The following is a 24,987-nucleotide window of genomic DNA, read 5'->3' as shown; positions in this document are numbered from 1 at the left end:
CATTTAGAATCGGCGTAGTCGACTGGGGTCTCACACCCGACTGGCTAGACCGAGTAGAAAATCTTTGCTTGGCTCATAAGCGTGACTGCAACAATAAGGCAGAAATCAGGAAGGAAGAGATTCCGGCGCATCTTCAAAGATTGGGACTGAACCTCGATAAGAGTCCGGCCGTGTTAAGTGGGGTGGTTACTGTGAAATCCGATACAACAAGCGGCAGAGTGGAGTTTTTTCTCAACGCAAAATCTGAGGATAAGTAATGAGTTTCGATAGTATTAGACCAATACATTGACGCTGCTAAATCGCCTGAATCAACCTCGCCCGACTCGCTTTTCGATGTGACTGAGGCTGCAAGCCGACAGATCACTGATTTTTCATGAAATCTGGTTTCCAAATAGCGAATATTGGAGACTTTCGAGCTCAGGTAATTGCGCCAGAGGAGACTATCTTTTAAGAGTGATGTACTCGTCTGGTAGAAATCAGTGGAAGACGCATCCGTTCACTTCGTTTTCGCTGATTCTCCCTAGAATATTAAGAAGGCTGATTTGGACAACTTCGAATAGTAAGAAGCGTATACCGCGTGGAGTCTAGGGTCGATTGCTGCAGCGAGACGTGTACTCAAGCCCGCGGGAAGCGTCTGCATCTGTGGATTCACGGAAATCCTTGCCGATCTCAAGCACCTTGATTCAACATGCTTCGTAGCTTCACGCTGGCTCGTTTGGCATTACAGGCATGAGGCGAACTTTGGAAGCGATTGGCGTGTCACATGAGGCGATTGTGCATTTGCGCAAGACCAAGGGGCAGAAACTGGTCGTACTCGGCTACGTCCGTATTTCGTACGGTGCTCACGCGCTTAAATATCCGGGGCGCCCGTAGCCTGAGATATCAGCTTAAGGTAAGGGCGGGGTAAACGTGAAGACTGGTGACCGCATCCAATGGCCGCAAAGCCGACGGATGCTATCGAAGCGCCTACGACCACTAGAAACCACACTGCGTGGTGAGACACGATTAGAAACCTCGCCTTTTAACCTCAGTGATTTTCGTGCGGCATTTAAGCTGTCTCAGAGCTTGTACGTCCAGCGAACCGGTAGCGACCGATTGCACTTAGACCGCGAATATAGGCTTTGCAAGAATTCCACAGGCGATTATCTAGCGGTGGATAAGAGCGCATTCAAAATTGAATTTCGCGCGCTGAAGAAATATGTGCCAATCGTGCGGTTCGAGTATGAGCGTCATGCACGTAATAAACCCGCGAGCCATATTCAGTTTCACGCGGATTCTGTGCCTTTAGGGCTGCTATTGGCACGAGCAGGTAAGCACGATTCAGCTACACAACAGCAGAATATCCATTTCCCTGCTGGTGATTCGCGCTACCGTATTTGCCTAGAAGATGTTGTCGAATTCCTCATTGATGAATTTGGTGCAGATGCGAAAGACAGTTGGATTGATCAGGTAAAGCAACGACGAAAAGAATTTCATGAAATACAAACGGACACCGTGATCAGGAAAAATATGCTACGCGCGGTATCGATTCTTGAAGAAAGCGGATATGCAGTCGATCCACCAGCTCAGTGACAACAGGTAGGTCAGGATATGCAGATTCGACCGCGCAGAACTCCCACGCAAGGCCGCACAACGAAAGGTAACCTGGGTTGCCATGAACCCAGTGTCGAGGAAACTGATCAAAGCGCGTTATCTTTCAGGTCTGCCGTGGGCCTTATTATTTATTGGTGGCTCCATCGCAGCCGCCGTGTTCTGGAGCGGTTGGTTATGGATCGCCACCGCCGTCATAGTCGCCTTCGTCCTTTCTCGCATCTGGCTCATTCCGCGGCAGGTAAAACTACTCGGGTGGAAAGAAACTGAGGATGAACTTCTGATCACCCGCGGCAAAATCTGGCACACCTTCACCGTCGTGCCGTACGGGCGGATTCAATTCGTTGATGTTTCCGCCGGCCCCATCGATAAACTCTTTGGCTTAAAAAACGTGAAGCTACATACGGCTTCGTCGTCGTCCGATTCCGATGTCCCCGGGCTAGAAGCTGCCGACGCGGACGCGCTGCGGCAGCGTCTGTCCGAAAAGGCCCGTGAGAGGATGAGCGGCCTATGAGTTCAGCAGAAGACCCTCAGACACACAGGCAACACCCCACGGCTTCGCACCCAACTGCCGCAGAACCAGCAGCCACACAGGCACCGGCCGAGGCACAGACCAACCAGCAGCAGTGGCACCGAGTGCACTTCCTCACCCCGATCCTGGAATTCTGGTCGGTGTTGGTTGGTTTGGCCGTCATCATTTTCGTCAACATCAATTCGACGATTATCAACACGGTCTCCAGTTGGGCAGATGGCGAGAGCCTGACTGACTTGCTGGTTGGTACCGTGATTCTGCTCGGCATTGCGGTACTCATCGTGGGGCTGTCGTATTTCTGGTGGCGGGCCATGGGTTTCCGGCTTGACGACGAAGAAATAGCGCGCAAAAAGGGCGTGTTTTCTACCCAAGTGCGCTCGGCGCGGTTCAATCGCATCCAAGCCGTCGACATCGTCGAGCCGTTCGTTGCCCGCATCTTTGGCCTCGCGAAAGTCCGCGTCGAGACTGCCGGCGGCTCGGATTCTGTGATTGAAGTCGAATATCTGCGCAAGAAACAAGCAGAACGCCTACGCGCGGAAGTTCTGCAGCGCGTGCGTGGTGAAAAATCACCCGAGCCTGATACCGCGCACTCGGGCATCGCAGAACCCGGTGCACCGGAAGCGACGCTAGCAGAAACCCCAGCCGGTGATGCCGCGCAAACACACAAACCTGATCCGGCTCATTCGACTGACCAGCCGAACCGCGTAATCATCCCGCCGATTCCCACCGGACGGGTGCTCGGCTCAATGGTGCTGCGTCCCAGCACTTTCGTCGCGGTGATCGTCGTGCTTTCTCAGCTGTTTACCGCTCTGAATATCTTTTCCAGTTTCGTCATCGTCCTTGCCGCCCTGGGCGCGTTGCTTGGCCACATCAACAATGCGTGGCAATTCACCGCCACGCTCAACGAGACCGGCGGGCCGAACAACTCACCGTCCCTCGACATCGCGTACGGGCTCACCAGCAGGCGTCGGCAATCAGTGCCACTGAACCGCATCCATGCCGTCGAAATCCGCCAACCCGTCCTGTGGCGGCTGACCGGCTGGTGGATGGTGCAGGTAGACGTCGCAGGTTATGGCGCACTATCGGGCAAAGATTCCGGCTCCACGATGATCCTGCCCGTCGGCAGCAAACAACAGGCCCAGCAGATTGCCACGCTGGTCACCCCGCTTGCCGACGAGCACCTCACCGAATTTGCCCGGCCAGACGGTTTCACCCGCCCCCGGTACACCTCGCCGAAGCAGGCGCGCTGGTGCTCGCCGATTGATTACCAACAACAGGGCGTCACGCTTGTCGACGACGCCGTGATCATCCACCACGGGCGCATTGGGCGCAAGGTTGCCATCGTAGCTGAGCCGCATATCCAGGAACTCTCGTTGCGCAGGGGGCCGATACAAGCGCTGCTTGGTTTGCGCAGCCTGCGGTTGGATTTAGTCGGTGGGCCAGTGCACATGGTAGGCGCGGATCTTTCCCCAGACGATGCCGAAGAACTCCTGGAATACCTGCGCCAGCGCACGTTGCCGGAGTTAGAACAGGCAGGGACTTTTCACTAGATTCCGCCACTAAAACCCAGTTGCCGCCACGCCTCAAACACCGCGACGGCAGCGGAATTCGACAAATTCATCGACCGACGCGCTGGCAGCATGGGGATGCGCACCTGCTCGGTGATCCGCGGGTGCGCTAGCGCCTCGGCAGGCAGCCCGGTGGGTTCTGTGCCAAAAAGCAAAATATCGCCGTCTTGGTAGTTCACCTCAGTGTGAAAGGTGCTGGCACCAGTGCTAAAGGCAAACACTCGGCCGTCGCCAAGCGATTCCAAACACGCGTCCAAATTGGGGTGGATCTGCAGATCCGCCAGATCGTGATAATCCAGCCCCGCGCGTTTCAAATGTTTATCGTCGAAATTGAACCCCAGCGGCTCCACCAAATGTAGGTGGGTCCCGGTTACCGCAGCTAAGCGGATCGCGTTGCCGGTATTCGAGGGGATCACCGGATTATCAAAGACAACATGCAAATCGGCCATGGCAAGAGTCTAGAATGGTAGCCGTGACTGCATTGACATTGGATGGAAAACTCTACCGAGACGAAATCTTCGACGATCTGAAAAAGCGCGTCGACAAGCTGCGCGACAAGGGCATTACCCCTGGTCTGGCCACCGTGTTGGTGGGTGATGATCCAGGCTCGCACAGCTACGTCAAAATGAAGCACCGTGACTGTGAAGCTCTGGGCATCAACTCGATCCGCCGCGATCTTCCCGCTGATATTAGCCAGGAAGAATTGCTCGCCGTCATTGATGAGCTCAACGCGGACCCAGCCTGCACCGGCTATATCGTGCAGTTGCCGTTACCGAAGCACCTCGACGAAAACGAGGTGCTGGAGCGCATCGACCCCGACAAGGACGCCGACGGTCTGCACCCAGTGAACCTGGGCAAGCTGGTGCTCAACGAGGACGCACCTCTGCCATGCACCCCGAATGGTTGCATTTCTCTGTTGCGTCGTTTCGGCGTCGAGCTCGACGGCGCAAAAGTCGTGGTCATCGGCCGCGGCGTGACCGTGGGCCGCCCAATCGGTCTGATGCTGACGCGTCGCAGCGAAAACTCCACTGTCACCCTGTGCCACACCGGAACCAAAGACCTGGCTGCAGAAACCAAAGCTGCTGATGTCATCATCGCGGCTGCCGGCGTGCCGCATATGCTCACCGCAGACATGGTGAAAGAAGGTGCTGCCGTGCTGGACGTGGGCGTGTCGCGTGTCGAAGGCAAACTCGCCGGAGATGTGGCCCCCGATGTCTGGGAGAAAGCCGGTGCGGTCTCGCCCAACCCCGGCGGCGTGGGCCCGCTGACCCGTGCCTTCCTGGTGCACAACGTGGTGGAGTGCGCAGAATTGCATGCCGGATAAACCACACTCGCACCAGGCTGGGCGTCGCACTGGCCAACCAGTCACTGGCGGTGCGCAATCCCTGACGACCCGCCAAAAGAAGGCAGACCGCAGCGGCTTGGCCAACCCGCATGACCTGAACCTGGCTGCCTCCCGCATGCCTGGTTGGTTGCAGTGGGCCGGCATGGCTGCGTTTATCGTGTTGCTGGCCGCCGCCGCCTGGTTTTTGGTGGCGGATCATTGGCGCCGAGCCACGTTTGCCCTGGGCGTGTCGATGCTCTGGCTGGCTGTGCTGCGGTTGACCTGTGACTCCGCGAAGCTGGGCGTCTTTGCTGTGCGTTCGCGCCGGTTCGACGCCGCTTTCAGCACTGTTGCCGGGGCAGCGCTGATGTTTTTATCCGCCTCAGTCGACGCACTGGGTAGTTAGTCGTGCGGTGTAGTTAGTTGTGCGCCGCGAATAGTAGAAAGTTGCACCAATGGATACTTGGGAGCCCACTCTGGGCACTGCACCGCTTTTAGCCATCGCCGCGGCCGCCGTCGCAACGATTTTGGTGCTGGTGATTTATTTCCGCATCCACGCCTTCATCACCCTGATCACAGTCTCTGCACTGACGGCCTTGGCCACGGGCATCCCATTAGAAGGCGTCGTCCCGACCATGACCGACGGCTTCGGATCCACCTTGGCATCGGTGGCTTTGCTGGTCGGTCTGGGTGCGATGCTTGGTCGCTTGGTGGAAAACTCCGGTGGTGCGCAGTCACTGGCGGAATTGCTGGTGCGTAAATTTGGTGAAAAGCGTGCCCCGTTTGCCCTGGGCGTGGCATCGCTGCTGATGGGCTTTCCCATTTTCTTCGACGCCGGGCTCATCGTTATGCTGCCGGTCATCTTTGCGGTCGCTCGGCGCCTGGACGGCCCGATTCTGGCTTATGGTATTCCGGCAGCTGGTGCGTTTTCTGTCACCCACGTTTTCTTGCCACCGCACCCAGGGCCGGTAGCAGCTGCCGAATTCTACAATGCGGATATTGGGCTGATCTTGCTGTTTGGCCTGCTTATCGCCTTGCCCACGTGGTATATCTCCGGCTACCTGTGGGGGCAATTCCTGGGACGCAAATTCCCGCTGCCAGTACCTGACTTGTTGTTGGGCGCGCGCTCCGAGGCTCCGAAGAACCCGGCGGGCGCTGGTTCCGTCGCTACGATCCTGCTGCTGCCGATGCTCCTGATTTTCGGCAACACCGGGGCGAACACCGCCGCCACCGCAGGCTGGATCGACGGTGATTCTGGGCTTGTGCAGTTCCTACGTTTCCTCGGACAAACCCCAATCGCCCTGCTGATTACCGCATTCGCAGCCATCGCTGTGTTGGGATTGCGTAGGGGAGTAAGCCGCGAAGCCATCGAGAAATCCATGGATGGCGCGCTTGGCCCAATCTGCTCCGTCGTGCTGATCACCGGCGCTGGCGGCATGTTCGGTGGCGTATTGCGTACCTCGGGCATTGGCGACGCGCTCGCCGAATCCATGGAAGGCATGGGCATCCCGCTGATTCTCGCTGCCTACCTGATTGCTGCCGCACTCCGCGTTGCTCAAGGTTCGGCGACCGTCGCCTTGACGACGGCCGCAGCACTGATGGCACCGGGCGTGGCTGCCGCGGATTACTCCGAAGTCGCGCTGGCACTGATCGTCTTGGCGACGGCCGCAGGTTCCGTCATTGCCTCCCACGTCAACGACTCCGGCTTCTGGCTAGTGGGCCGACTGATGGGCATGGATACCGCGACTACTCTGAAAACCTGGACGGTAAACCAAACACTGATCTCCGTTATCGGTTTCGCCCTGGTCATGGTGATCTACGGCGTCAGCGCGCTGTAATCCAGTTCTTCATTGCCTCCGCCACCAGGGTTGGTGGTTCGGCGACATCAAAACTCGCGCCGGGTTCATCTGCACGCAGCGGCTCCAAAGTTGCCAGTTGCGAGTCCAGCAAATGCGCCGGCATGAAATGCTTCGTGCGCTCCAACATTCGTTGCTCTAGCAGTACGCGTGAGCCCGTGCAGTGCACAAATACTGCGCCAGGGCATGCAGAAAGCAGTACCTCGCGGTAACTTTGCTTTAGCGCACTGCAGGCAACGATGGCGCCGTGCTCCTGCTCGGCGAGCCAATTTCCCACGCGCCGTAGCCACGGCCAGCGGTCGGCGTCGTCAAGCGGGATGCCGCTGGCCATCTTGTTGATATTGGCTTGCGGGTGAAAATCATCCCCATCCAGGTAGACCAGCCCCATCAGGTTCGCCAGCTCTGTGCCGACGGTGGTCTTCCCGCTCCCAGAAACTCCCATCACGACGATGTGATGGGGCAGTGGTGCATCCGGTGCATGTTCAGGCATGTTGGTGATCCTAACACCTGCCGGGAACCTCACTGGCGGCTGTGTTGTTGTGCCTCGGCGTTGTTGTGTCGTGGCAAGCCCAAACTTTCTGCGTACGCCGTAATCGCACTCGCTTGGGCCGGTGCCGCGATGGCGATGACGTCACGCAGGTACGGCCACAGACGCGGGTGGTCCTTGCCGTAGTAGCCTTCTGCCAAGAACGCGAAATTCACGCAGTAGTCTATGCCGGTGTGCCCCAGTGCTTTCTCGGCAGCATAGGTAGGCAGACGTGGCGCAATATCTTCGCTGAAAAAATAGGTCCAGGTTACCCACCGCGCGATTTCCGCCCCAGCAGACGCATTCGCTGAGCTCACCACAGCCTTGGCTGCGGATAAATGCAGGGCAAGAGCATCGTTCAGCGTATTTTTTGCAGCCTTACTTCCTGCCAGGCTCAGCGTACGGTTGCTGGCAAGTTGCTTGATGAATTCCTCGAGGTACGGAAGCATCAATTCTGTATGCCCATGGTCAAGGAAATGCCGAAAAATCACCATCATTTCTTCACACCGAGCAGTTTGTTCGCGCTTGCCGACGCCCGCGTTCAGACTTGAGTGCGCACCAGCCCCAGATGGCGGGCTGCTTTCTGTCCACCGCGGCGGCAGAAAGCTCCCAATGGCTTTGCCAAGGTGATCTTCGAGAAACTCCGAAATGCTCACGGTTGTGCCAGTATGCGCCAAGACGTGTAGCTGTAGCGGGAGCTGTACCTGTGGTTCCCACTGAAAAATTTGCCGGAAGGCACTAACGATTTCACTAGGGCTGGCGGTATCGACGAAGTTCTCTAGAAAACGATCCTCGGTCTTGGGAAATAATGCGATGCTGCGTAAACCGACTGCGACGCAGTGCTTGCACCATTGGTGCTGCACAGGGCAGGTGCAATAGGTGATGGGTGTTCCTTCGACAAGCTTGATGTGCACCTCGTAGGGATGAATTGCCGAGCCTTGCACAAAAGCTTTAATAGATTTGTCCGTCACTGTGTGGCCGGAAATTGCTGCGGGATCGATCTTTGATCCCTTGTGGAAGCTCCCGGAATCTGTGTGGTCGGCGATGTAGCTAGGAGTAAGGAGGTTAATTAAATAAGACTGCTGTGGCAATGACATGACTTAAGAATAAGATGCCGCTGCACACACAGCCTCACTGTTTCGAATATATTTACTAATTAATGAATTATGCTGTGGATAATTCAAATCCCATTGGAAAGGTAATTTTGTTCGAAACGAACGCCCTATCGAGTGGGGAATTCAACTCGGAGTGGGCCGTTTCTTGCAGCTGTTTCAGAGTCAGCGGCACCAGAATGTGGGGCGGCCTAAATCCTAAATACTGTAGGGCTCCGGCAGGGATAGCTTGAAAAACTTCCGGAAAATGCGATCTAACTGCCGGGTTTCCGTTAGGAACGCGTCGTGGCCAACCGGCGAGACAATCTTCGCCATGCCCAAGAAGTTGCCAATATTCCGCGAGAGATGTTCCTGCTGGTGATATGGGTACAAAATATCCGTGTCGACGCCAACGATCATCGTCGGCACGGTCGAACGTCCGAGTGCACGGTTAAGCCCGCCGCGCCCGCGCCCAATATCGTGCCGGTTAAGCGCCTCGGTGAGCGCGACGTAGGAACCGGCATCGAAGCGTTCCGACAGCTTGATGCCCTGGTATTCCAGGTAGCTATTGACGGCAAAGCGCTGGGTAGGGTCGCGGAATTCGCCGAAGGGGTTTTCGCCTTCGTTCGCATCGGAGCCGAAGCGTTCGTCGATCTCCTGCTCGCCACGGTAAGTCAGGTGTGCGATCCGGCGAGCGGCGCACAGACCTTCGAGAGGGTAGTCGTCGGTGTCGTAGTAGTCGCCACCGTGCCAGTTGATATCGCGCTCGATTGCAGAGATTTGCGCACACTGAATGCCGATCTGCCAGCCAGACGCCCGGGCGGAGACTGCCAGAATGCACACGGCATTCATCATTTCCGGGTAGAGCAGTGACCATTCCAAAGCGCGCGCACCGCCCATGGAACCGCCAATAACGGCGTGGATTTTCTGCAAGCCCAGCAGCTCGAGAAGTTGGTATTCCGCGGCGACGATATCGCGGATGGATACTGCCGGAAACCGTGAACCCCATGCCCGGCCGTCGGAAGCAATGCTGGATGGTCCCGTAGATCCGTGGCAGCCGCCAAGCGCGTTGACGCAGATGAAGCACCAGCGCGAAGTGTCGAGTGCCCGCCCGGGGCCGAGCAGCTCGCCCCACCAATCCGCGACGTCGGAGGAGCCAGTCAGGGCATGCTCGATCAGGATGACGTTATTGGGTCCGTCCAACTCGCCCCGGAAAGCTCCAAAGACATGATATCCCAGCGTGACCTCATCCATCATGGCGCCAGCTTCCGTGCGGAATTCGCCGATGCTGGCGTGGTTCAGCGTGGAGGATGGACCAAAAGGCGTGGTGTGAGGCATGTTTTGGGCTTTCCGACGTGGACGGTAACTTGCTTCACACAGTCTAGATGAACAGAGCTGTCTACTTATAGAATTATATTCTGTTTCCGTGGCGGTGGTCGTCGACAAGTCAGATGTGGTGGATGTGGTTGTGCTTCAAGTCTGGTTTTCCATTCTTGTGATGTGGCTGACATAATGGTGTGGACTGCTCAACAATCTGTGATTATTAATAATCATTCTTGACGACGGAAAGGCTCCAGCTCGTGAGCGAAAAACACACTCCCGCTTCAGCGCAAACCGAAACCGCAGGCGGCCAAGGTACAGCTGGCGATCCCGGGAAAACCGGAGGTCCTGGCTATGATCAGGACGTCCGCGGCGAAAAACCCAACAACTCGAAGTGGGCTCTGGCACTGTTTGGTACCGCAGTCGGTGCCGGTATCCTCTTTCTGCCCATTAATGCCGGTAGCTTCGGATTCTGGCCGCTTTTGGTTGCCACCCTTCTGATCGGTCCTATGGCATTCCTGTCGCACCGCGCCTACGCACGCATGCTTAGCGGATCCTCGCAGCAAGGTCAAGACGTCCTGGAAGTGGTCACGGGCTTCTTCGGCAAAAATATCGGTATTCTGGTCGCCCTGATTTACTGGTTCACGGTGTTCCCGATCGTGATGATCTACGGTATATCGATCACCAACACCGTGGACAGCTTCATCCAAAATCAGCTGAACGGCCCAGAAATCTCGCGCCCAATCTTGGCGACGCTCTGCGTCGGCTTGATGACACTCGGTTTTGCCCTAGGTCGCAACACCGCGTTGCTGGTCGCGCAGTTCGTGATCTACCCGTTGATCGTGGCGCTGGCTGCGGTGTCTCTGTACCTGATCCCGCAGTGGGATTTCAGCTCGTTCTACCACTACAGCGCCGATGGCTTTGTCGCTAATCTTGGCGACATCATCTTGATCATGCCGGTGTTGGTGTTCTCCTTCAGTTTCCTGGCAGCAATTTCGCAGTTCGTGCTGGACACGGAACGCTTCTACGGTGACGGAGCCGAGAAGCAATCCTCCAAGATCATCCTGATTGCCACGGCTTTGCTAACGCTTTTCACCATGTTCTTTGTCTGGTCTTCCGCACTCGCTTTGGGGGCGGACGGCATGGAAGAAGCCTACGAGCAGAACATTCCGGTGCTGTCCTACCTGGCGAATGAAACTGGCACGCAGTTCCTTGCCTATATTGCACCAATCGTGGTGATCTGTGCGATCATTTCGTCGTACTTCGGTCACCTGCTGGCCACGGTGGAAGGTACCCGGTACTTCGGCAAGCTGGTGGCTCCGGGCGTAATGCGGGATGCTAACCCGCGTAGCGTGGCCATTGCTATCTACCTGTTTGTTTTTGTCGTGGTCACGGCCGTGGCGATCATCAACCCATCCATTTTGGACATGATCACCTTGATCGGCGGCATCTTCATGGGCTTCATGACTTACTTGCTGCCAGCGTGGGCCATCTACCGCATCGATGCGCTCAAGCGTTTCCGGCCGGTAGTCAGCAACTGGTTTGTGGTCATCATCGGTGTGGTCGTGATGGTCGGAACCTTCTGGGATGTGCTGCGCAACCTGGTGGGTTAAGCAAGGCCGCGGGGCGTGGGCTCCGCGAAAGCCCAGGTGAAAACTTTTGTAGGCCGAAGCTAGTGGTGCCGTTTTACAAATAGACGCTGAAAACTGGGCCTTTTTACCCCACTATTTGTAAAAACGCACCAAACCGCAGCAAAAAGCGCCCGGGAACCGACACCACCCAAGCGTCCACACCACCCAGGCACCGAAAAAGCGCCCGAGGCAAAACCCTGCCTCGGGCGCTTAAAACTTTAAATGGGTGCTTGCGCCGGATATCCGGCGCAAGCACCGCAGCTTTGCGCGAAGTTTTACTTCTTCAGCTCTTCCATCAGCTGGTTGTAGGTAGCCGATGGGCGCATGACCTTGGAAGCTTTGTCGTCGGATGGCTGGTAGTAGCCACCCAAATCAGCGCCGTCGCCCTGAACTTCCATCAGCTCGGCATCGATCTTGTCAGCAGCCTCGGAGAACTTCTCCGCGATTGGGGCGAAGTGCTCAGCCAGCTCGGAATCCTCCGACTGTGCTGCCAGTTCCTGAGCCCAGTACATCGCCAGATAGAAGTGAGAACCGCGGTTGTCGATTTCGCCTACCTTGCGGGAAGGTGACTTGCCCTCGTCGAGAAGCTTCTCGGTGGCCTTGTCCAGTGCCGAGGCCAAAACAGAGGCCTTGGCGTTGTCGTTTTTCGCTGCCTCGTGACGGAAGGATTCCGCCAGAGCCAGGAATTCACCCAGGGAGTCCCAGCGCAGGTGGTTTTCTTCCAGGACCTGCTGCACGTGCTTTGGAGCGGATCCGCCAGCACCGGTCTCGAACAGGCCACCGCCAGCCATCAGTGGAACCACCGAGAGCATCTTCGCGGAAGTACCCAGCTCCAAGATCGGGAACAGGTCGGTGTTGTAGTCACGCAAAACGTTACCGGTCACGGAGATGGTGTCCTCACCATTGCGCATACGCTCTACAGACTTCTTGGTGGCAGAGACTGGATCCATGATGGAGATATCCAAGCCCTCGGTGTCGTGGTCTTCGAGGTACTTGTTCACCAGCTTGATCAGGGTGGCGTCGTGGCCGCGGTTCTCGTCCAACCAGAAGATGGCTGGCATGCCGGAAGTACGCGCACGGGAAACAGCCAGCTTGACCCAGTCCTGGATTGGCTCATCCTTGGTTTGGGTGGCACGCCAGATATCGTTTTCTTCCACGTCGTGGGAGATTAGAACCTCGCCAGCGCTGTTGCGAACCTCGACGGTGCCTGCAGAAGGGATCTTGAAGGTCTTGTCGTGGGAACCATATTCTTCGGCCTTCTTGGCCATCAGGCCCACGTTTGGCACAGTACCCAGGGTGGTTGGGTCGTACTGGCCGTTCGCCTGGGAATCCTCGATGACGGTCTGGTACACACCGGCGTAGGAAGAATCCGGGATGATAGCCAAGGCGTCCTGGGTTTCGTCGTTCTTGTTCCACATCTGGCCGCCGGTTTTCATCATCGCAGGCATGGAAGCGTCCACGATGACGTCTGACGGCACGTGCAGAGCGGTGATTCCCTTGTGCGAGTTGACGTAAGCCAGTGGGGCGCCGTCTTCCTGTGCCTTCTCGAATGCCTGCTTGATCTCGTTGCCGTTGTCCAGTTTGTCCAGGTTTTCCAGGATATGGCCCAGGCCGTTCTCGCCGTTCAGGCCGGCTTCGATCAGTTCTTCGCCGTACTTCTCAAAAACTTCGTGGAAGTACGCGCGTACGACGTGGCCGAATAGAATCGGGTCGGAGACCTTCATCATGGTCGCCTTCAGGTGCGCCGAGAACAGCAGGTTGTTTTCCTTGGCGTAGGCAACCTGGTCGCGCAGGAAGGAATCCAAGGCTTTCGCAGACATGAAGGTGGCGTCGACTACTTCGCGGTCTTCAACCTTCAGACCTTCCTTCAGTACCTTTTCGGAACCGTCGGCGGCCTTGAGGACAAACTTCAATTCGTCGTCGCCGTCGATGATGACGGACTTCTCGTTGTGCGCGAAGTCGTTGGCATCCATGGTGGCCACGGCGGACTTGGAATCTGCTGGCCAGTCCTGCATGGAGTGTGGGTGCTTCTTGGTGAAGTTCTTGACAGCCTGTGGTGCGCGGCGGTCGGAGTTGCCCTCGCGTAGCACAGGGTTTACGGCAGAACCCTTCACCGAGTCATAGCGGTTCTGGATGTCTTCTTCTTCGGCATTGGCAGGCTTATCTGGGTAATCAGGAAGGTCGTAGCCGCCTTCCTGCAGTTCCTTGATGGCGTTCTTTAGCTGCACGAGGGAAGCTGAGATATTTGGCAGTTTGATGATGTTCGCTTCTGGCTTCTGCGCCAGCTCGCCGAGCTGTGCCAGAGCGTCGTCCATTTTCTGCTCTTCGGTCAAACGCTCTGGGAACTGGGAGATGATACGACCAGCCAGGGAGATATCGGCGGTTTCAACATCAATATTCGCAGTGGAAGCAAAAGCCTCGACTACTGGCTTGAATGAGTAGGTTGCCAGCAGAGGGGCTTCGTCGGTACGGGTCCAAATAATCTTCGCCATCTCAGACTCCTTAAAATTTTCGTCACTAAAATGTCGCGGTACCAGGTTACCTACAAAAGCAATTGTCTGCCGTGAAGGCCATAAAGATGGCCCGTCGTAAAGGCCATGAAGATGGCCCAACACCGTGTGTTGTCGTGGCGCATAACACACAACAAACGGGAAACTAGGCACCTGCATGTTTTTCGGCGTAGGGTCACATGCGTGCCACACCTGAGTCATTTGCGCAAGATTGCTTCTGCCCCTCGTCGTCGAGCCCTGCCACGGCAAACAGAGATCACAGAGAAACGACGTTATATCGTCATGGTTGCCCTGGGATTGGGTGGATTCGGTATTGGGGTTACCGAATTCGTGTCCATGGGTTTGTTGTCGCTGATCGCCGAGGATTTCGGGGTCACGGAAGATTCTGCAGGGCGCATCATTTCCCTCTACGCGTTGGGCGTCGTCATCGGTGCGCCAGCGATCACTGCTGTAACAGGAAAGATTCCCCGGCGACGGTTGCTGCTTCTGCTGGTTGGTGCGTTCATCGCAGGAAACTTCTTGTCGGTCATCGCGCCGAGCTATGAATTCTTACTTGCAGCCCGTTTTCTTGCGGGTTTGCCACATGGCGCATATTTCTCGGTGGCGGGTTTGGCCGCGGCTTCGATGGCGCCGGAGGGTGAACGCGGACGTGCGATTTCCTTTGTCTCGATGGGGCTGTCCTTTGCCACCGTCGGCGGTGTTCCTGCGGCACAGGCGCTGGGGCAAGCCTTTGGCTGGCACGCGTCGTACGTTTTCGTCACCGCTGTTGGCGTTATTACGCTGCTGTCGTTGTGGTACCTGATGCCGCACATGGTGCGTATGGGCGCGACCTCCGTTCGTACGGAGTTGGGCGCACTGCAGCGTGGCCAGGTATGGCTCACCTTGGCGATGGGCACCGTTGGTTTCGGCGGCATGTTCGCGGTCTACACCTACATCTCCTGGACGATGACCGAACAAGCTGGGCTGGATCCGTCACTGATGTGGGTGGTCCTCATGGCTTACGGCATTGGTATGGTCGCCGGTACGTGGTTCGGTGGGCGCGTTGCTGACTGGAATTTGGAAAAGGGCATCCTGTTTGCTTTGGCGATGATCTGCCTGGTGCTGGTCGCGTTCTATTTCACATCTTCGAACCCGTGGTTAGGCACCATCAACTTCGGCCTGGTAGGTTTCTTCGGCTCGACGCTGGTGCCATCGCTACAGATTCGTTTGATGGATACCGCTGGCGACGCACAAACTCTGGCTGCTGCGTTGAACCATTCCGCACTGAACATGGCGAATGCAGCGGGTGCTGCGCTGGGTGGTGCGGTGATTTCCGCCGGTTACAGCTACAGCGCCCCATCGCTTGCTGGTGCCGCTTTGGCCATCGCTGCAATCATTATTTGGTTTCCGACTATTTGGTTGCGCCACAAGTCGTTCACTAAAACGGGACAAACCGTTCACTAAGACTGGTTAGTTTCCACACTGTGACGCCCACCCTATACAGTGGGTGCCATGTCTGAACCTCAACTGACGATAGCCACAGTTAACGTCAACGGCATCCGCGCCGCCTGCAAGAAACGTAACGACGATAACCTGGGGATGAATCACTGGTTGGAAAATACCAGTGCCGACGTCGTTCTCATGCAGGAAGTCCGCGCGACCCCGGAACAAACCGAAAAGGCATTAGCCCCTGCGCTGGAATCTGGCTGGCACCTGGTGGTTGCTGATGCCGAGGCCAAGGGTCGCGCCGGGGTGGGAATTTTATCGCGTAGTCCGCTTGCCGACGTCCAGGTGGGCTTTGGCGGCGACAGCGCGTTTAATAATGCCGGTCGTTGGATCGAAGGCACTCTGGGGTCTAGCTTTGGCGATGTCCGCGTGGCCTCGCTGTATTTGCCTTCCGGTGCACAGGGGACAGCTAAGCAAGACGAAAAATATGCTTTCTTGGATGAATTTGATTCGATTTTGGACCAGCGTGCAGCTGCACACGAGAACATGGTCATCGGTGGGGACTGGAATATTTGCCACCGCAGTCAAGATCTGAAAAACAACAAGCCTAATGAAAAGGTCTCTGGCCATTTGCCGGAAGAACGCGCCTTTTTTGATTCCGTCTTCGGGGCGTTTCCTGATGCTGCCCCGCAAGAGAAGAAGTTTCTTGGTGACTACCAAGGCGTAGTTGATTATTCGGCACACACACGACGTGAGCCGACCATCGACCCGCAGTGGTTTGACCTGGCGCGTCGTCTCAATCCAGATCCGGAACAAGACGGGCCGTATACCTGGTGGACCTACCGTGGTCAGGCATTTAACAACGACGCGGGGTGGCGCATTGATTATCAGGCTGCCACCCGCGCCATGCTGGAACGCGCGCAGCGAACCTGGGTAGAAAAGGCCCCGACGGTCGAGCAGCGTTGGTCGGATCACTCGCCGTTGTTGGTGGAATTTCACTAAGTTCGGCTCGCAGCTCAAGGTTTGCTCCAGCGCAGCCCCAGCTTCGCTTCCAGCTCGTGTAAAGGACGTGCATCAATGACCGTGACGACGTTATTGACCGCGACATATGTCGTCGGTATTTCCGCAGAGGCCATGACCGCAGCTTTGTCTGCTGGCCGCCAGCGCCTGGATTTTTTCGCCGTCTCGCTGCTCGCCGCTATCACTGCCTTCGGTGGGGGAACAGTGCGTGACGTGTTACTTGGGCATTACCCGCTGGTGTGGGTGGAAAATCCGGTGTATTTGATTGTCGTACTGGCAGCTGCGGCGATCACTGTTTCGCTGTCGTTTTTCATGCACTATTTCCGTTCGCTCTTTTTGGCGCTTGATGCGGTGGGACTGGCAGCGTTTACGGTGTTGGGTACCCAGGTGGCGTTGTCGGAAGGCCATGGGCCATTGATCGCTATCGTGGCCGCGATTTGTACCGGTGTCTTCGGCGGAATTTTGCGCGATATCTTAAGCGACCGTGTGCCGCTAGTATTCATGGGCGATTTGTATGCAGCCTGCGCACTGATCGGCTCGGTGACTTATATGGTCTTGGAACAATTAGGTGCCCCACCGGCAGTGGTGATTCCCGCAGGGCTGATCGTGACCTTTGCCGTGCGCATGTGGGCGGTGAAGTACAACAAGTCCATGCCAATTTTCGCGTATAACGACGAAAACCAGCCGGTGGATCCGCGCCTGCGCCTATCGGCGCAGTTTGTGCGCGAAACCGCGCGGAAAGCGAAATCAAAGGTTGCTAGGGGGATCAAACCGGAGGCGTCGAAGAAAACTAAGAACCCTGATAATAAGCAGCCAAAATCGTCGGAAAGCGACTAACCTGCTAGCATAAAAGGAACTTAACTTCTGACGCTGAGCGGAAAGAGAATTCAGTATGATTCGCGTTTTATCCTGGCTGATCATCGGCATCGCCATTTTGGCCGGTTCGATTGTCTGGTACCTGAACGTGCAGTATTCCATGGCAGGGCTGGTTTCAGGTATCACCATGGGTGTAGGCGGCGCGTTCCTCGTTGCTGCTTTCGCCACTGCGCTGGATCTCTATGATCCAACTTCGCGCAAGGTTTAGCTGAATACCCACTAGCTACCGTTAGCTTCGCGCCCTGCTGGTTGCACTCCCGCCAGCAGGGTTTTTGCGTGCCAGAAACCATTCGTTTTTCAGTAAAGGATAAGAAGATGACTGCATCGGTGCCCACAACCGACAAACCACGCGTGCTGTCTGGCATTCAGCCAACCGCAGACTCATATCATCTGGGTAATTACCTCGGAGCGCTGAAGCAGTGGATTGAGCTGCAAAATGACTTCGACGCGTTTTATTTCATCCCAGATATGCACGCATTGACGGTGGAGCAGGATCCGAAACAGCTGCGCGAGCGGACTTTCGCTGGTGTCGCGCAATTGATCGCTTTGGGGATTGATCCGGAGCGTTCCACATTGTTCATCCAGTCGCATGTGCCGGAACATGCTGAGCTGAATTGGGTGCTGCAGTGCCTGACTGGCTACGGCGAGGCTGCACGCATGACGCAGTTTAAAGACAAGTCCGCTAAGCAGGGCGAGGAGCGCACGTCGGTGGGCTTGTTTACTTATCCGATGCTCATGGCCGCTGACATTTTGCTTTACCGTCCGCAGTGCGTACCGGTTGGTGAAGATCAGCGCCAGCATTTGGAACTCACCCGTAACCTGGCGGAACGTTTCAACACCCGTTTTGGCAGCACCTTTGAGGTTCCCGAGCCGTTCATCCCAGAAGGTTCGGCCAAGATTTATGATTTGCAGGATCCGACGATCAAAATGTCGAAATCCACTCCACATCCGAAGGGGTTGATTAACCTGCTGGATCCGCCGAAGACCTCGGCGAAGCGCCTGAAATCAGCGGTCACTGATGACCGCGGCGTTATTGCTTTTGATCGTGAGCAGCAGCCCGGGGTGTCCAACCTCCTGACCATTCAGTCTGCGTTGACCGGCACTTCTGTTGACGAGCTGATCGCCTCTTACGAGGGTAAAGGCTATGGCCATCTAAAGGTCGATACTGCGGACGCGTTGGAAGAATTCACCACTCCGCTGCGTGCTCGTTACGACGAACTCATGGATGATCGCGCACAGTTGGGCCAAATTCTTGCCGACGGAGCCGAGCGCGCCCGGGCAGTGGCTGCTGGAGTGCTTGCCGACGTTTACGACAAGGTGGGTTTCCTGCCAACGCAGCCGCGTTAGCTACGGATGCGTTAGAGTGAGCAAGCAGCTCTCACAGAGAAAACTCAGGGCAGTCTAAGATAGCACTAGCCATCGTAGGTCAGCGCTGGCTAGTGCACGTCTGTGACAACACATATGTGGCAACCCGCCTGAATGCACGACCAACACCAACTTAAAGGACACTGAAGTGGCAGCCACCACCACAAAGTCAAACGAGAAAAACCACGATAATTACGGCATCGAGCGAGTTCGAGAAGACGAGCCCGGTTTCGTCGACAAGATGCGCCAAAAGTCGGACTTTTTCGACCACGTTATGCGCACCGTCGAACGTTATGGTGCGCAGGGCGGTAATCAGTTTGCCGCCGGTATTACTTATTTTTCGGTGCTGGCGGTCTTCCCGATCGCCATGTTGATCGTCGCTGCGGCTGCACAGGTTCTGGCAGGACGTCCCGAGCTTTTTGCTAGCTTCCAGAACCAGATCACGGAATCGCTGGAAGGGCAGATGGGCGAAATCGCCAACGAGATTCTGGAAGGCGCGGTCGAACGCCGCGGTGCGGTGGCCGGTATTGGTGGCCTAACCGCGTTGTGGACTGGTCTGAACTGGATGCACAACCTGCGCGCTGGTATTTCAGCGATGTGGAATATGGATCCGAATGACGGGGCTAACTTCGTCGTCAAGAAGATCAATGATTTGCTGGGCCTGATTGGCTTGATCCTGGCATTCGTCATTGCTTTCGGCATTACTGCTGTGGGGTCGTCTGGCATTGTCTTTACCGTTTTGGAATGGCTTCATGTAGAAGATGTGATGCCAGGGTTGAATTACATCCTGTTCTTTTCCGCATTGCTCGTTGGTATTTTGGCCAACTTCCTGGTCATGTGGTGGCTGGTGGTTATCCTGCCCCGCAAGAAAGTGCCCAAGAAAGCTGGCTTCATTGGTGCATTGCTCGGCGCGCTCGTTTTTGAAGTGATCAAGCAATTGTTTACCGTGATTCTGTCTTCGGCTACGGGTAGTCCGACCGGCGCGATATTCGGGCCAATCATCGCTTTGATGATTGTGTTGTATTTGATCTGGCGTGTGGTGCTCTACGTTTCTGCGTTTACCGCCACCACCAAGCAGGCTCGTGCCACGGAAGAGGTTCCGGTCCCTGAACCAGCCGTGATCCGAGTACGCCACGAGGTGAAAAAGCGCCCGTCGACCCGCACCCTACTAGGCGCGGGTGCAGGCTTGGGTGCCGCCGGTGGTTGGGCGCTCCGACGGATCTTTAAGGCGAAATAACGTCTGGATAACGTTTTCCCGAACGATTGCTCTCGTGGGAAAATATAGAGTTGTCCGTGGCAAAGAGCTTAACGCCTGCGCAAGATAAATCCAGCTATTGCCGCAATTCCGGCGCCAGCGGCGATGACAGCCAGTACCACAATCAAGATCGTCTTTTCGTGCGGGGCAGCGTCCATACCGGCATTGTCCGCGTCCGCGCTATCTGGCGATGCATCATCGGAGTTTTGCGGTGCTGGACTAGCCCCCTGTGTCAGGGTGGGTTCGGTGTCTGCATCGGCGACTGGCTGCAGCATCCCGATATTCGTGCCCGGCGCCACAGAGAATCCCGAGTGCAATAGTTTCTGCGCCTGCTCCCACGCGCGGGCCTTGTCGACGGTGGTATCGAGAATTACCGCCATTAATCGCCGACCGTCACGGTTCAGTGCACCGACGAAGGTGTGGTTCGCATCGTCGGTGTAGCCAGTTTTACCGCCCATCCCGTCCGGATCATTCATGAACAGGTGGTTGTCGTTCCATACTTCGAATCCCTCGTGCTCGTCGAAGCCTGGGAATGCGATGAATTCGGTGTTCACGATGCGATCAAAAGTAGGGTTTTGGTAGGCCGCGCGATAAATCAATCCCAGGTCATAGGCTGAGGCTGAGTTTCCAGCCACGTCCAAGCCGGAATAGCTCGCGGCGTAGGTGTCTGTGGTTCCGAGCTCGTCGGCAAGCTTATTGATCTTGCGCAGCGTCGCTTCGTCGCCGCCGAGTTCCTGTGCCAGAGCGTGCGCGGCATCATTACCCGATGCCAGCAACAAACCGTGCAGCAGCTGCTCGATGGTGTATTCGCCACCGGCGCCGATGCCTACTCGGGAGCCGACTTGATCAGCGGACTCCTGCGAGACGGTCACGGTCTTTTCCAGGTCCAGCTCTGCAATGGCGACCAAGGCCAGCAATGCTTTGATAATCGAGGCCGGCCGGTAGCGTCCGTGGGGGTCTTTTTGTGCGATGATCTCGCCAGAATCGATATCGGCAACCAACCAGGCCGAAGCCAAGACTGATTCGTCGACATGAAAACCCGGAGCAGTGCTGACCCCGCAGTTTTGTTTCTCCAGCGGCGGCAATGGGGTAGGGGAGGGCTGACCCGGCGCGACAGCCTCCGACGTGGTGCGAGCCTGCGGCGGATGCACACGGTTCGGGCACGAGCTGGTATCGGGTGCTTCCTCGCGGCTGAGTGGCTCCGGAGCTGCCGACTCGTCGCCCTCGCTTGGGGCTGGAGCGGGGCCTTCCAGTGGAGTGGGCTCTTCCTGCTGGGCGTGAAGCAGCGGGGCCGCGGCAGTGTGCGGGGTTGCGGCAGCGTATGGGGTCGCGGAGCCAAAAGCACCAATGCCAAGCGTGGCTGCTCCAGTGGCCATGCCGACGACCAGAAGATTCGCGCAACAGGTTGAACCGTATCTCACAATGGCTCGGCGGCCGGGTTTGCTCTCATTCATAACAGCCGATAATTCTACTCCGCGCGACCGGCAGCGTTGCTTATTCCGTAGGCGGGGCGAACCAATTGTCTTAGCAAACACAGTGTTTAGGCTCAGCGCGCAAACACCGGCAATGAATCTCAGACCGCAAAATTCGGACGGTACCATCGTATGCATGATTGAGACTCCTGCGATTAGCCCAGAGCATAAAAACTTTGCTTCTCAGTTGATCACTGAGCTGCCGAAAGTCAGCATCCATGAATACTTGCCCACGCAGACCGACGACGGTTCCCAGGTGGCATCTCGCGAGCAATTGGCCAAACACATCCAGTCGACGGTGCATCGCTATCGCGAGGATAATGTCGTCTACCTTGAGTTACGTGTTGTAGTGGAGGATTTCTGCACTGATGACTTTGTGCTTGCCGACGCCTTTGCCACGGCGCTAGATGCCGTGGCTGCCGAGGGGATCCAGGCGAGGTTGTTAGTGTGCGCGCGTGCCGATGGTGCTGCCGTTTCCGAATTGACGGAGCTGGCGGTACAAGCGCAGGGGGATCCCAACTTTGCTGGGATGGTGTTTATCTTGGGCGAGGATGCTGCCTGGAATACTGTCGGTTCGGCCTTGGCCGCTGCTTGCACGAAGTTGCGGGAAAATTATCTGCCCTTCGCGATCGACGGTGCTGCCGGTATTGATGCGGTTGGCGCAGCTGTCCAGCTAGGCGCGTTGCGCTTAGGTCGCCCGCTGGCGCTGGTGGATGACTTTTCTGCTGATATCACCGGTATTGTGCCGGGAAAGATTTCGAGTTGGGTGCGAGATCGGGGCATTACTGCGGAAATGACGCCGTTGTGGGATCTTGCCGACGAGTCTTTGGGAGAGGCCGCCGTCGATGAGCTTCCGGATCATCCGTTGCCGCTGCTGCAGCAGCTGGGATTTCGCTGCACCATTTCCGCTGGGCAATTGCATGCTGGTAGCTGCAGCGATGTCATGAATTCGCTTACCGAGACCTTCGGCTATGGGCTCGAAGAGTTTTTTGACCTTACTGCGAAGACAATCTCGGCTAGTTTCTTGAGTGAGCCGGAGCGCCAGCAATTGTTGGAAACCCAGATTTTGCCGCGCTATGAAAAACTGGCTGACGCAGAATTGCGGCAGCCAGATGGAACTAATGAGTCTGAGGAAGCGGAAGAAGCTGGTGAAACGGGTGCGGTAACCGAGGACGGCACCGCAGGCGAGAACGCAGACTAGAACTTCGTGAAGCGCTTGACCAGCATGTCTTCCAAGCCGCGCCAACCTTTCGAGTGGTCGGTGTAGGGCTTGGAAGGCACGTAGCCGCTGGTTTGTTGTGATCCGAGCATATAGCCCAGATAATCTTGGAAACGTGGGTTGGCCAGCATATACGAGTTGATGGAATCATCACCAGCCCAGTCTGCTGCATCGGCGAGCAGTTCGTAGCAGGCCGACATTTGTGGCACGTCCACTGCTTCGGGCCCTTTTTCCATGTCCTCGGTTAGCCCCTGGAAGCTATACGAGTTATCGCGGTGGACCGTGACATCCAGTTCTCCGGCGTTGGCGGCAGTCACTATGTCTTCCCACGTAGAAACCTTGGCGAGGTCGTGTTCATCATTTTCGATGATCCAGCGCAACAACTGGCGGCTGGTCGCGAAGGTGTTGATGGTGCCAAAACGCCCCAAAAAGACCGGTGCGCCGTCGACATAGCACCGCAATGTGTACACAGATTTACCGTCGATGGTGATTTTGATTGGGTCGATACCTGCCGCGGCCCAGGCTGAGGAATCATAAGGATCGGCTGCTTCTGCCTCGCGCTTGCGTTTTTCTTCCCGCTCGGCGCGCTCTTGGTCGGCTTGCTCTTTCGAAGAAGCGATTCGTTTTTCGGCATCTTCGATGGTGGTTTTGTCGACACTGGGGAATTCTTCGGTGACATCAACAATGCGCACGCTATCTGCCAGATTCGATTCGATCTTTTTCCAGTTCGTGAGCACCGCTCGGCCGACGGAAGACCACTCGGAAAGGCCGTGTTCGCCAGAGTAGTGGTCAGCGCCGCGCTGCACGTTATTCAGCACAGAGTGGGTAGAAAAGAAGATCATTGTGTCGTCATCGGCGCAGACATTGCCGAGGGCTTTGGTGATCGACAAAATCTTGGCAGAGGTAGCGACGGCGTCGTACGAAGGACGATCGGCCAGGTAGTGGGGCAAGCCGACGATGTCATAATGATCGCGGTCTTCCGGGTGTGCGCGGTATTCCGGAAGTTCTGCGAAATCTTTCCACTTAGGGTGGTCACGCAAGTCGTGCTTCGTGGTGTTTTCCAAATACACCAGCATTTCCGCCACAGTGGGAAAGACTAAGACGTTTTCATCGTCGCCCAGAAACGCTTCCCACTGCGAGCCGTTTTCTTTCCAGGTTGGAGCCCACAGGGTGTAAAAGTCACCGCTGTTGAGTGAAACAGAAACCGGGATGATCGCGCGATTATTCATGGGCACTAAGTTTAGCGAACCCGATTAAACAGTGTGCTGTTAACGGCTGTGTAACGGATCTGTGACGGTGCTGAGATGGCTCTGTGGCGCGTGGCAGGTGATGGATTCGGCATGGCTTTGGCATGGTTTTGGCCTGTTGAGTTGCTAAGCTGTCGGCCGATAGAAACCATGAAAATTCATGTCCAAGTTGTTGGTCCGCAACGGTGAAGTAGATACTGGGCTGCCTGCCTCAATGAGCTCACCGTTTCCGGCATACATGGCCACGTGCCCGTCCCAAACTGCGAGATCTCCTTCGCGCAATTCATTGACAGAAACCTGCTGGCCGACGGCCTGTTCATGCGCCAAACGGGGAATATCTACTCCGGCTTCGCCCCAAGCCCATTGAGTGAACCCAGAGCAATCGAATCCGACACCAGGTGTGGTTCCGCCCCATTGGTAGGGCGTTCCCAGCTGGCCTCGGGCAGCAGCAACGGCTGCGCGCCCGGCGGCGGTACTGGCATCATCTGTTGCGTTGTCTGTCGGGTTATCAGTTTCTGTGTCACTTTCTGCGCCAGTTGCAGTGCCAGCTTGAATGCCAGTTTCTTCGGTGGTTTCTAGTGCTGCTGGTACAAAATTTGCTTCAGGGAAAGCAGCGTTACTGCCCGGGCTGTAAGCAGTCCCATTGCCTCCGGTGCTGGCGTACTGCGCTGGACTAGGAGGTGTTGCAGTGGGTGAAGCATCATCGAGTGCAAACGGTTCTTCGGCGATACCGTGCAGCCGCGTAGCCAATGCAGAAAGCTGTTCGTCCAACTCGTTGGCTGCCGTTTCCGCTTCCGCCATGTGGCTGCGTGCTAGGGCATCAAGCTGCGCGATAGCGCCTGCAGCGGCACCTGGGACTGGTTGCAGTGCTGTCAGTGCTACAGGGGCAGCCTGTTGGAGAAATGAGTGCCCAATTCCCAGTAGATTTTCTGCAGTGGTAGTTATCGCTACTTGTGCCTCGGCGGTGATTTCTGCGATGTGGTGATTATTCCCGTCGATCAGTTTTGCAGCTGCCTCTATATCCGCAGCGCTCGCACCACTGACGGCGGCCAACTCACCAGCAGCGGAGACATCCGGCATGATAGGCGTAGAAAAATCACCTAGCTGCGCGGGAGCGAGCTCACTGATGCGGTTGATAGTTTCCAAGACGTTCATCAGCC

General features: G+C 56.4%; 23 protein-coding genes. 15 read left to right on the top strand and 8 right to left on the bottom strand.

The window, feature by feature from the left end:
• Positions 1 to 729: 729 nt before the first annotated feature.
• The 4 genes from L9H78_RS08100 (at position 730) to L9H78_RS08085 (ending at position 3,672) form a co-directional block, all read left to right on the top strand.
• Positions 730 to 873: a hypothetical protein gene (locus L9H78_RS08100; RefSeq protein ID WP_172641406.1), complete on the top strand. Its 144-nt coding sequence runs from the start codon at positions 730 to 732 to the stop codon at positions 871 to 873.
• A gap of 36 nt (positions 874 to 909) precedes the next feature.
• Positions 910 to 1,572, top strand: coding sequence for a hypothetical protein (locus tag L9H78_RS08095; RefSeq protein ID WP_152514582.1), 663 nt, complete (start codon positions 910 to 912; stop codon positions 1,570 to 1,572).
• A gap of 82 nt (positions 1,573 to 1,654) precedes the next feature.
• Positions 1,655 to 2,104, top strand: a complete 450-nt coding sequence (locus tag L9H78_RS08090) for a PH domain-containing protein (RefSeq protein ID WP_249619793.1) — start codon at positions 1,655 to 1,657, stop codon at positions 2,102 to 2,104.
• A complete protein-coding gene (locus tag L9H78_RS08085; protein WP_249619792.1) occupies positions 2,101 to 3,672 on the top strand; it encodes a PH domain-containing protein in 1,572 nt (523 codons plus the stop codon). Before L9H78_RS08090 ends, L9H78_RS08085 begins: the two co-directional genes overlap by 4 nt.
• On the opposite strand, the gene L9H78_RS08080 is transcribed toward L9H78_RS08085, so the two are convergent.
• Complete coding sequence (locus L9H78_RS08080; RefSeq protein WP_249619791.1) at positions 3,669 to 4,139, bottom strand: tRNA (cytidine(34)-2'-O)-methyltransferase; 471 nt, start codon at positions 4,137 to 4,139, stop codon at positions 3,669 to 3,671. The two genes, L9H78_RS08085 and L9H78_RS08080, sit on opposite strands and share 4 nt — an antisense overlap.
• A gap of 23 nt (positions 4,140 to 4,162) precedes the next feature.
• On the opposite strand from L9H78_RS08080, the gene L9H78_RS08075 reads away from it, so the two are divergent.
• From L9H78_RS08075 to L9H78_RS08065, 3 genes are read left to right on the top strand one after another with little or no spacing between them, the layout of a single operon-like run.
• Positions 4,163 to 5,014, top strand: a complete 852-nt coding sequence (locus tag L9H78_RS08075) for a bifunctional methylenetetrahydrofolate dehydrogenase/methenyltetrahydrofolate cyclohydrolase (RefSeq protein ID WP_249619790.1) — start codon at positions 4,163 to 4,165, stop codon at positions 5,012 to 5,014.
• Positions 5,004 to 5,420, top strand: a complete 417-nt coding sequence (locus L9H78_RS10600) for a DUF3017 domain-containing protein (RefSeq protein WP_347276358.1) — start codon at positions 5,004 to 5,006, stop codon at positions 5,418 to 5,420. The genes L9H78_RS08075 and L9H78_RS10600 overlap by 11 nt, the downstream gene beginning before the upstream one ends.
• 49 nt (positions 5,421 to 5,469) lie before the next feature.
• Positions 5,470 to 6,852: a GntP family permease gene (locus L9H78_RS08065; RefSeq protein WP_249619789.1), complete on the top strand. Its 1,383-nt coding sequence runs from the start codon at positions 5,470 to 5,472 to the stop codon at positions 6,850 to 6,852.
• Here the strand turns inward: L9H78_RS08065 and L9H78_RS08060 are convergent.
• The 3 genes from L9H78_RS08060 to metX form a co-directional block, all read right to left on the bottom strand.
• The gene (locus L9H78_RS08060) at positions 6,839 to 7,360 is read right to left on the bottom strand and encodes a gluconokinase (RefSeq protein ID WP_249619788.1); all 522 of its coding nucleotides are present in this window, start codon (positions 7,358 to 7,360) and stop codon (positions 6,839 to 6,841) included. The genes L9H78_RS08065 and L9H78_RS08060 overlap by 14 nt on opposite strands.
• 29 nt (positions 7,361 to 7,389) lie before the next feature.
• Positions 7,390 to 8,493, bottom strand: a complete 1,104-nt coding sequence (locus tag L9H78_RS08055; RefSeq protein WP_249619787.1) for an SWIM zinc finger family protein — start codon at positions 8,491 to 8,493, stop codon at positions 7,390 to 7,392.
• A gap of 213 nt (positions 8,494 to 8,706) precedes the next feature.
• Positions 8,707 to 9,825, bottom strand: coding sequence for a homoserine O-acetyltransferase MetX (gene metX / locus L9H78_RS08050; protein WP_249617602.1), 1,119 nt, complete (start codon positions 9,823 to 9,825; stop codon positions 8,707 to 8,709).
• A gap of 242 nt (positions 9,826 to 10,067) precedes the next feature.
• Here metX and L9H78_RS08045 point away from each other — a divergent pair, with 242 nt between their 5' ends.
• Positions 10,068 to 11,420, top strand: a complete 1,353-nt coding sequence (locus L9H78_RS08045; RefSeq protein WP_249619786.1) for an SLC5/6 family protein — start codon at positions 10,068 to 10,070, stop codon at positions 11,418 to 11,420.
• Between the two features lie 293 nt (positions 11,421 to 11,713).
• Here L9H78_RS08045 and L9H78_RS08040 read toward each other — a convergent pair whose 3' ends face one another.
• Complete coding sequence (locus L9H78_RS08040; protein WP_249619785.1) at positions 11,714 to 13,930, bottom strand: NADP-dependent isocitrate dehydrogenase; 2,217 nt, start codon at positions 13,928 to 13,930, stop codon at positions 11,714 to 11,716.
• 201 nt (positions 13,931 to 14,131) lie between these two features.
• On the opposite strand from L9H78_RS08040, the gene L9H78_RS08035 reads away from it, so the two are divergent.
• The 6 genes from L9H78_RS08035 (at position 14,132) to L9H78_RS08010 (ending at position 19,871) form a co-directional block, all read left to right on the top strand.
• Positions 14,132 to 15,391, top strand: a complete 1,260-nt coding sequence (locus L9H78_RS08035) for an MFS transporter (protein WP_249619784.1) — start codon at positions 14,132 to 14,134, stop codon at positions 15,389 to 15,391.
• 48 nt (positions 15,392 to 15,439) lie between these two features.
• Entirely contained in the window at positions 15,440 to 16,375 is a 936-nt protein-coding gene (locus tag L9H78_RS08030; RefSeq protein WP_249619783.1) for an exodeoxyribonuclease III, read from the top strand.
• Positions 16,376 to 16,450: 75 nt separating this feature from the next.
• On the top strand, positions 16,451 to 17,230 hold the full coding sequence (locus L9H78_RS08025; RefSeq protein ID WP_021351860.1) for a trimeric intracellular cation channel family protein: 780 nt from the start codon (positions 16,451 to 16,453) through the stop codon (positions 17,228 to 17,230).
• Between the two features lie 55 nt (positions 17,231 to 17,285).
• Positions 17,286 to 17,477 (top strand): hypothetical protein, encoded by a 192-nt coding sequence (locus L9H78_RS08020; RefSeq protein WP_021351859.1) that lies wholly within the window; start codon positions 17,286 to 17,288, stop codon positions 17,475 to 17,477.
• 107 nt (positions 17,478 to 17,584) lie between these two features.
• On the top strand, positions 17,585 to 18,616 hold the full coding sequence (trpS, locus tag L9H78_RS08015; RefSeq protein ID WP_249617596.1) for a tryptophan--tRNA ligase: 1,032 nt from the start codon (positions 17,585 to 17,587) through the stop codon (positions 18,614 to 18,616).
• A gap of 166 nt (positions 18,617 to 18,782) precedes the next feature.
• Positions 18,783 to 19,871 carry a YhjD/YihY/BrkB family envelope integrity protein gene (locus L9H78_RS08010; protein ID WP_249619782.1) on the top strand — a complete coding sequence of 363 codons (1,089 nt, stop codon included), beginning with the start codon at positions 18,783 to 18,785 and terminating at the stop codon, positions 19,869 to 19,871.
• A 68-nt stretch (positions 19,872 to 19,939) separates the two neighbouring features.
• Here L9H78_RS08010 and L9H78_RS08005 read toward each other — a convergent pair whose 3' ends face one another.
• Positions 19,940 to 21,265: a D-alanyl-D-alanine carboxypeptidase family protein gene (locus L9H78_RS08005; RefSeq protein ID WP_430622730.1), complete on the bottom strand. Its 1,326-nt coding sequence runs from the start codon at positions 21,263 to 21,265 to the stop codon at positions 19,940 to 19,942.
• A 232-nt stretch (positions 21,266 to 21,497) separates the two neighbouring features.
• Between L9H78_RS08005 and L9H78_RS08000 the strand changes: the two genes are divergently transcribed.
• On the top strand, positions 21,498 to 22,562 hold the full coding sequence (locus tag L9H78_RS08000; RefSeq protein WP_249619780.1) for an amidohydrolase family protein: 1,065 nt from the start codon (positions 21,498 to 21,500) through the stop codon (positions 22,560 to 22,562).
• Here L9H78_RS08000 and L9H78_RS07995 read toward each other — a convergent pair.
• Together L9H78_RS07995 and L9H78_RS07990 are read right to left on the bottom strand one after the other, a co-directional pair.
• Positions 22,559 to 23,809, bottom strand: coding sequence for a hypothetical protein (locus L9H78_RS07995; RefSeq protein WP_249619779.1), 1,251 nt, complete (start codon positions 23,807 to 23,809; stop codon positions 22,559 to 22,561). The genes L9H78_RS08000 and L9H78_RS07995 overlap by 4 nt on opposite strands.
• 144 nt (positions 23,810 to 23,953) lie before the next feature.
• On the bottom strand, positions 23,954 to 24,982 hold the full coding sequence (locus L9H78_RS07990) for a C40 family peptidase (protein ID WP_249619778.1): 1,029 nt from the start codon (positions 24,980 to 24,982) through the stop codon (positions 23,954 to 23,956).
• Positions 24,983 to 24,987: the final 5 nt, after the last annotated feature.

The organism is Corynebacterium pseudodiphtheriticum (assembly GCF_023509295.1).
GTDB classification, from domain to species: domain Bacteria; phylum Actinomycetota; class Actinomycetes; order Mycobacteriales; family Mycobacteriaceae; genus Corynebacterium; species Corynebacterium pseudodiphtheriticum.
This window is presented reverse-complemented; position numbering and strand designations above follow the sequence as displayed.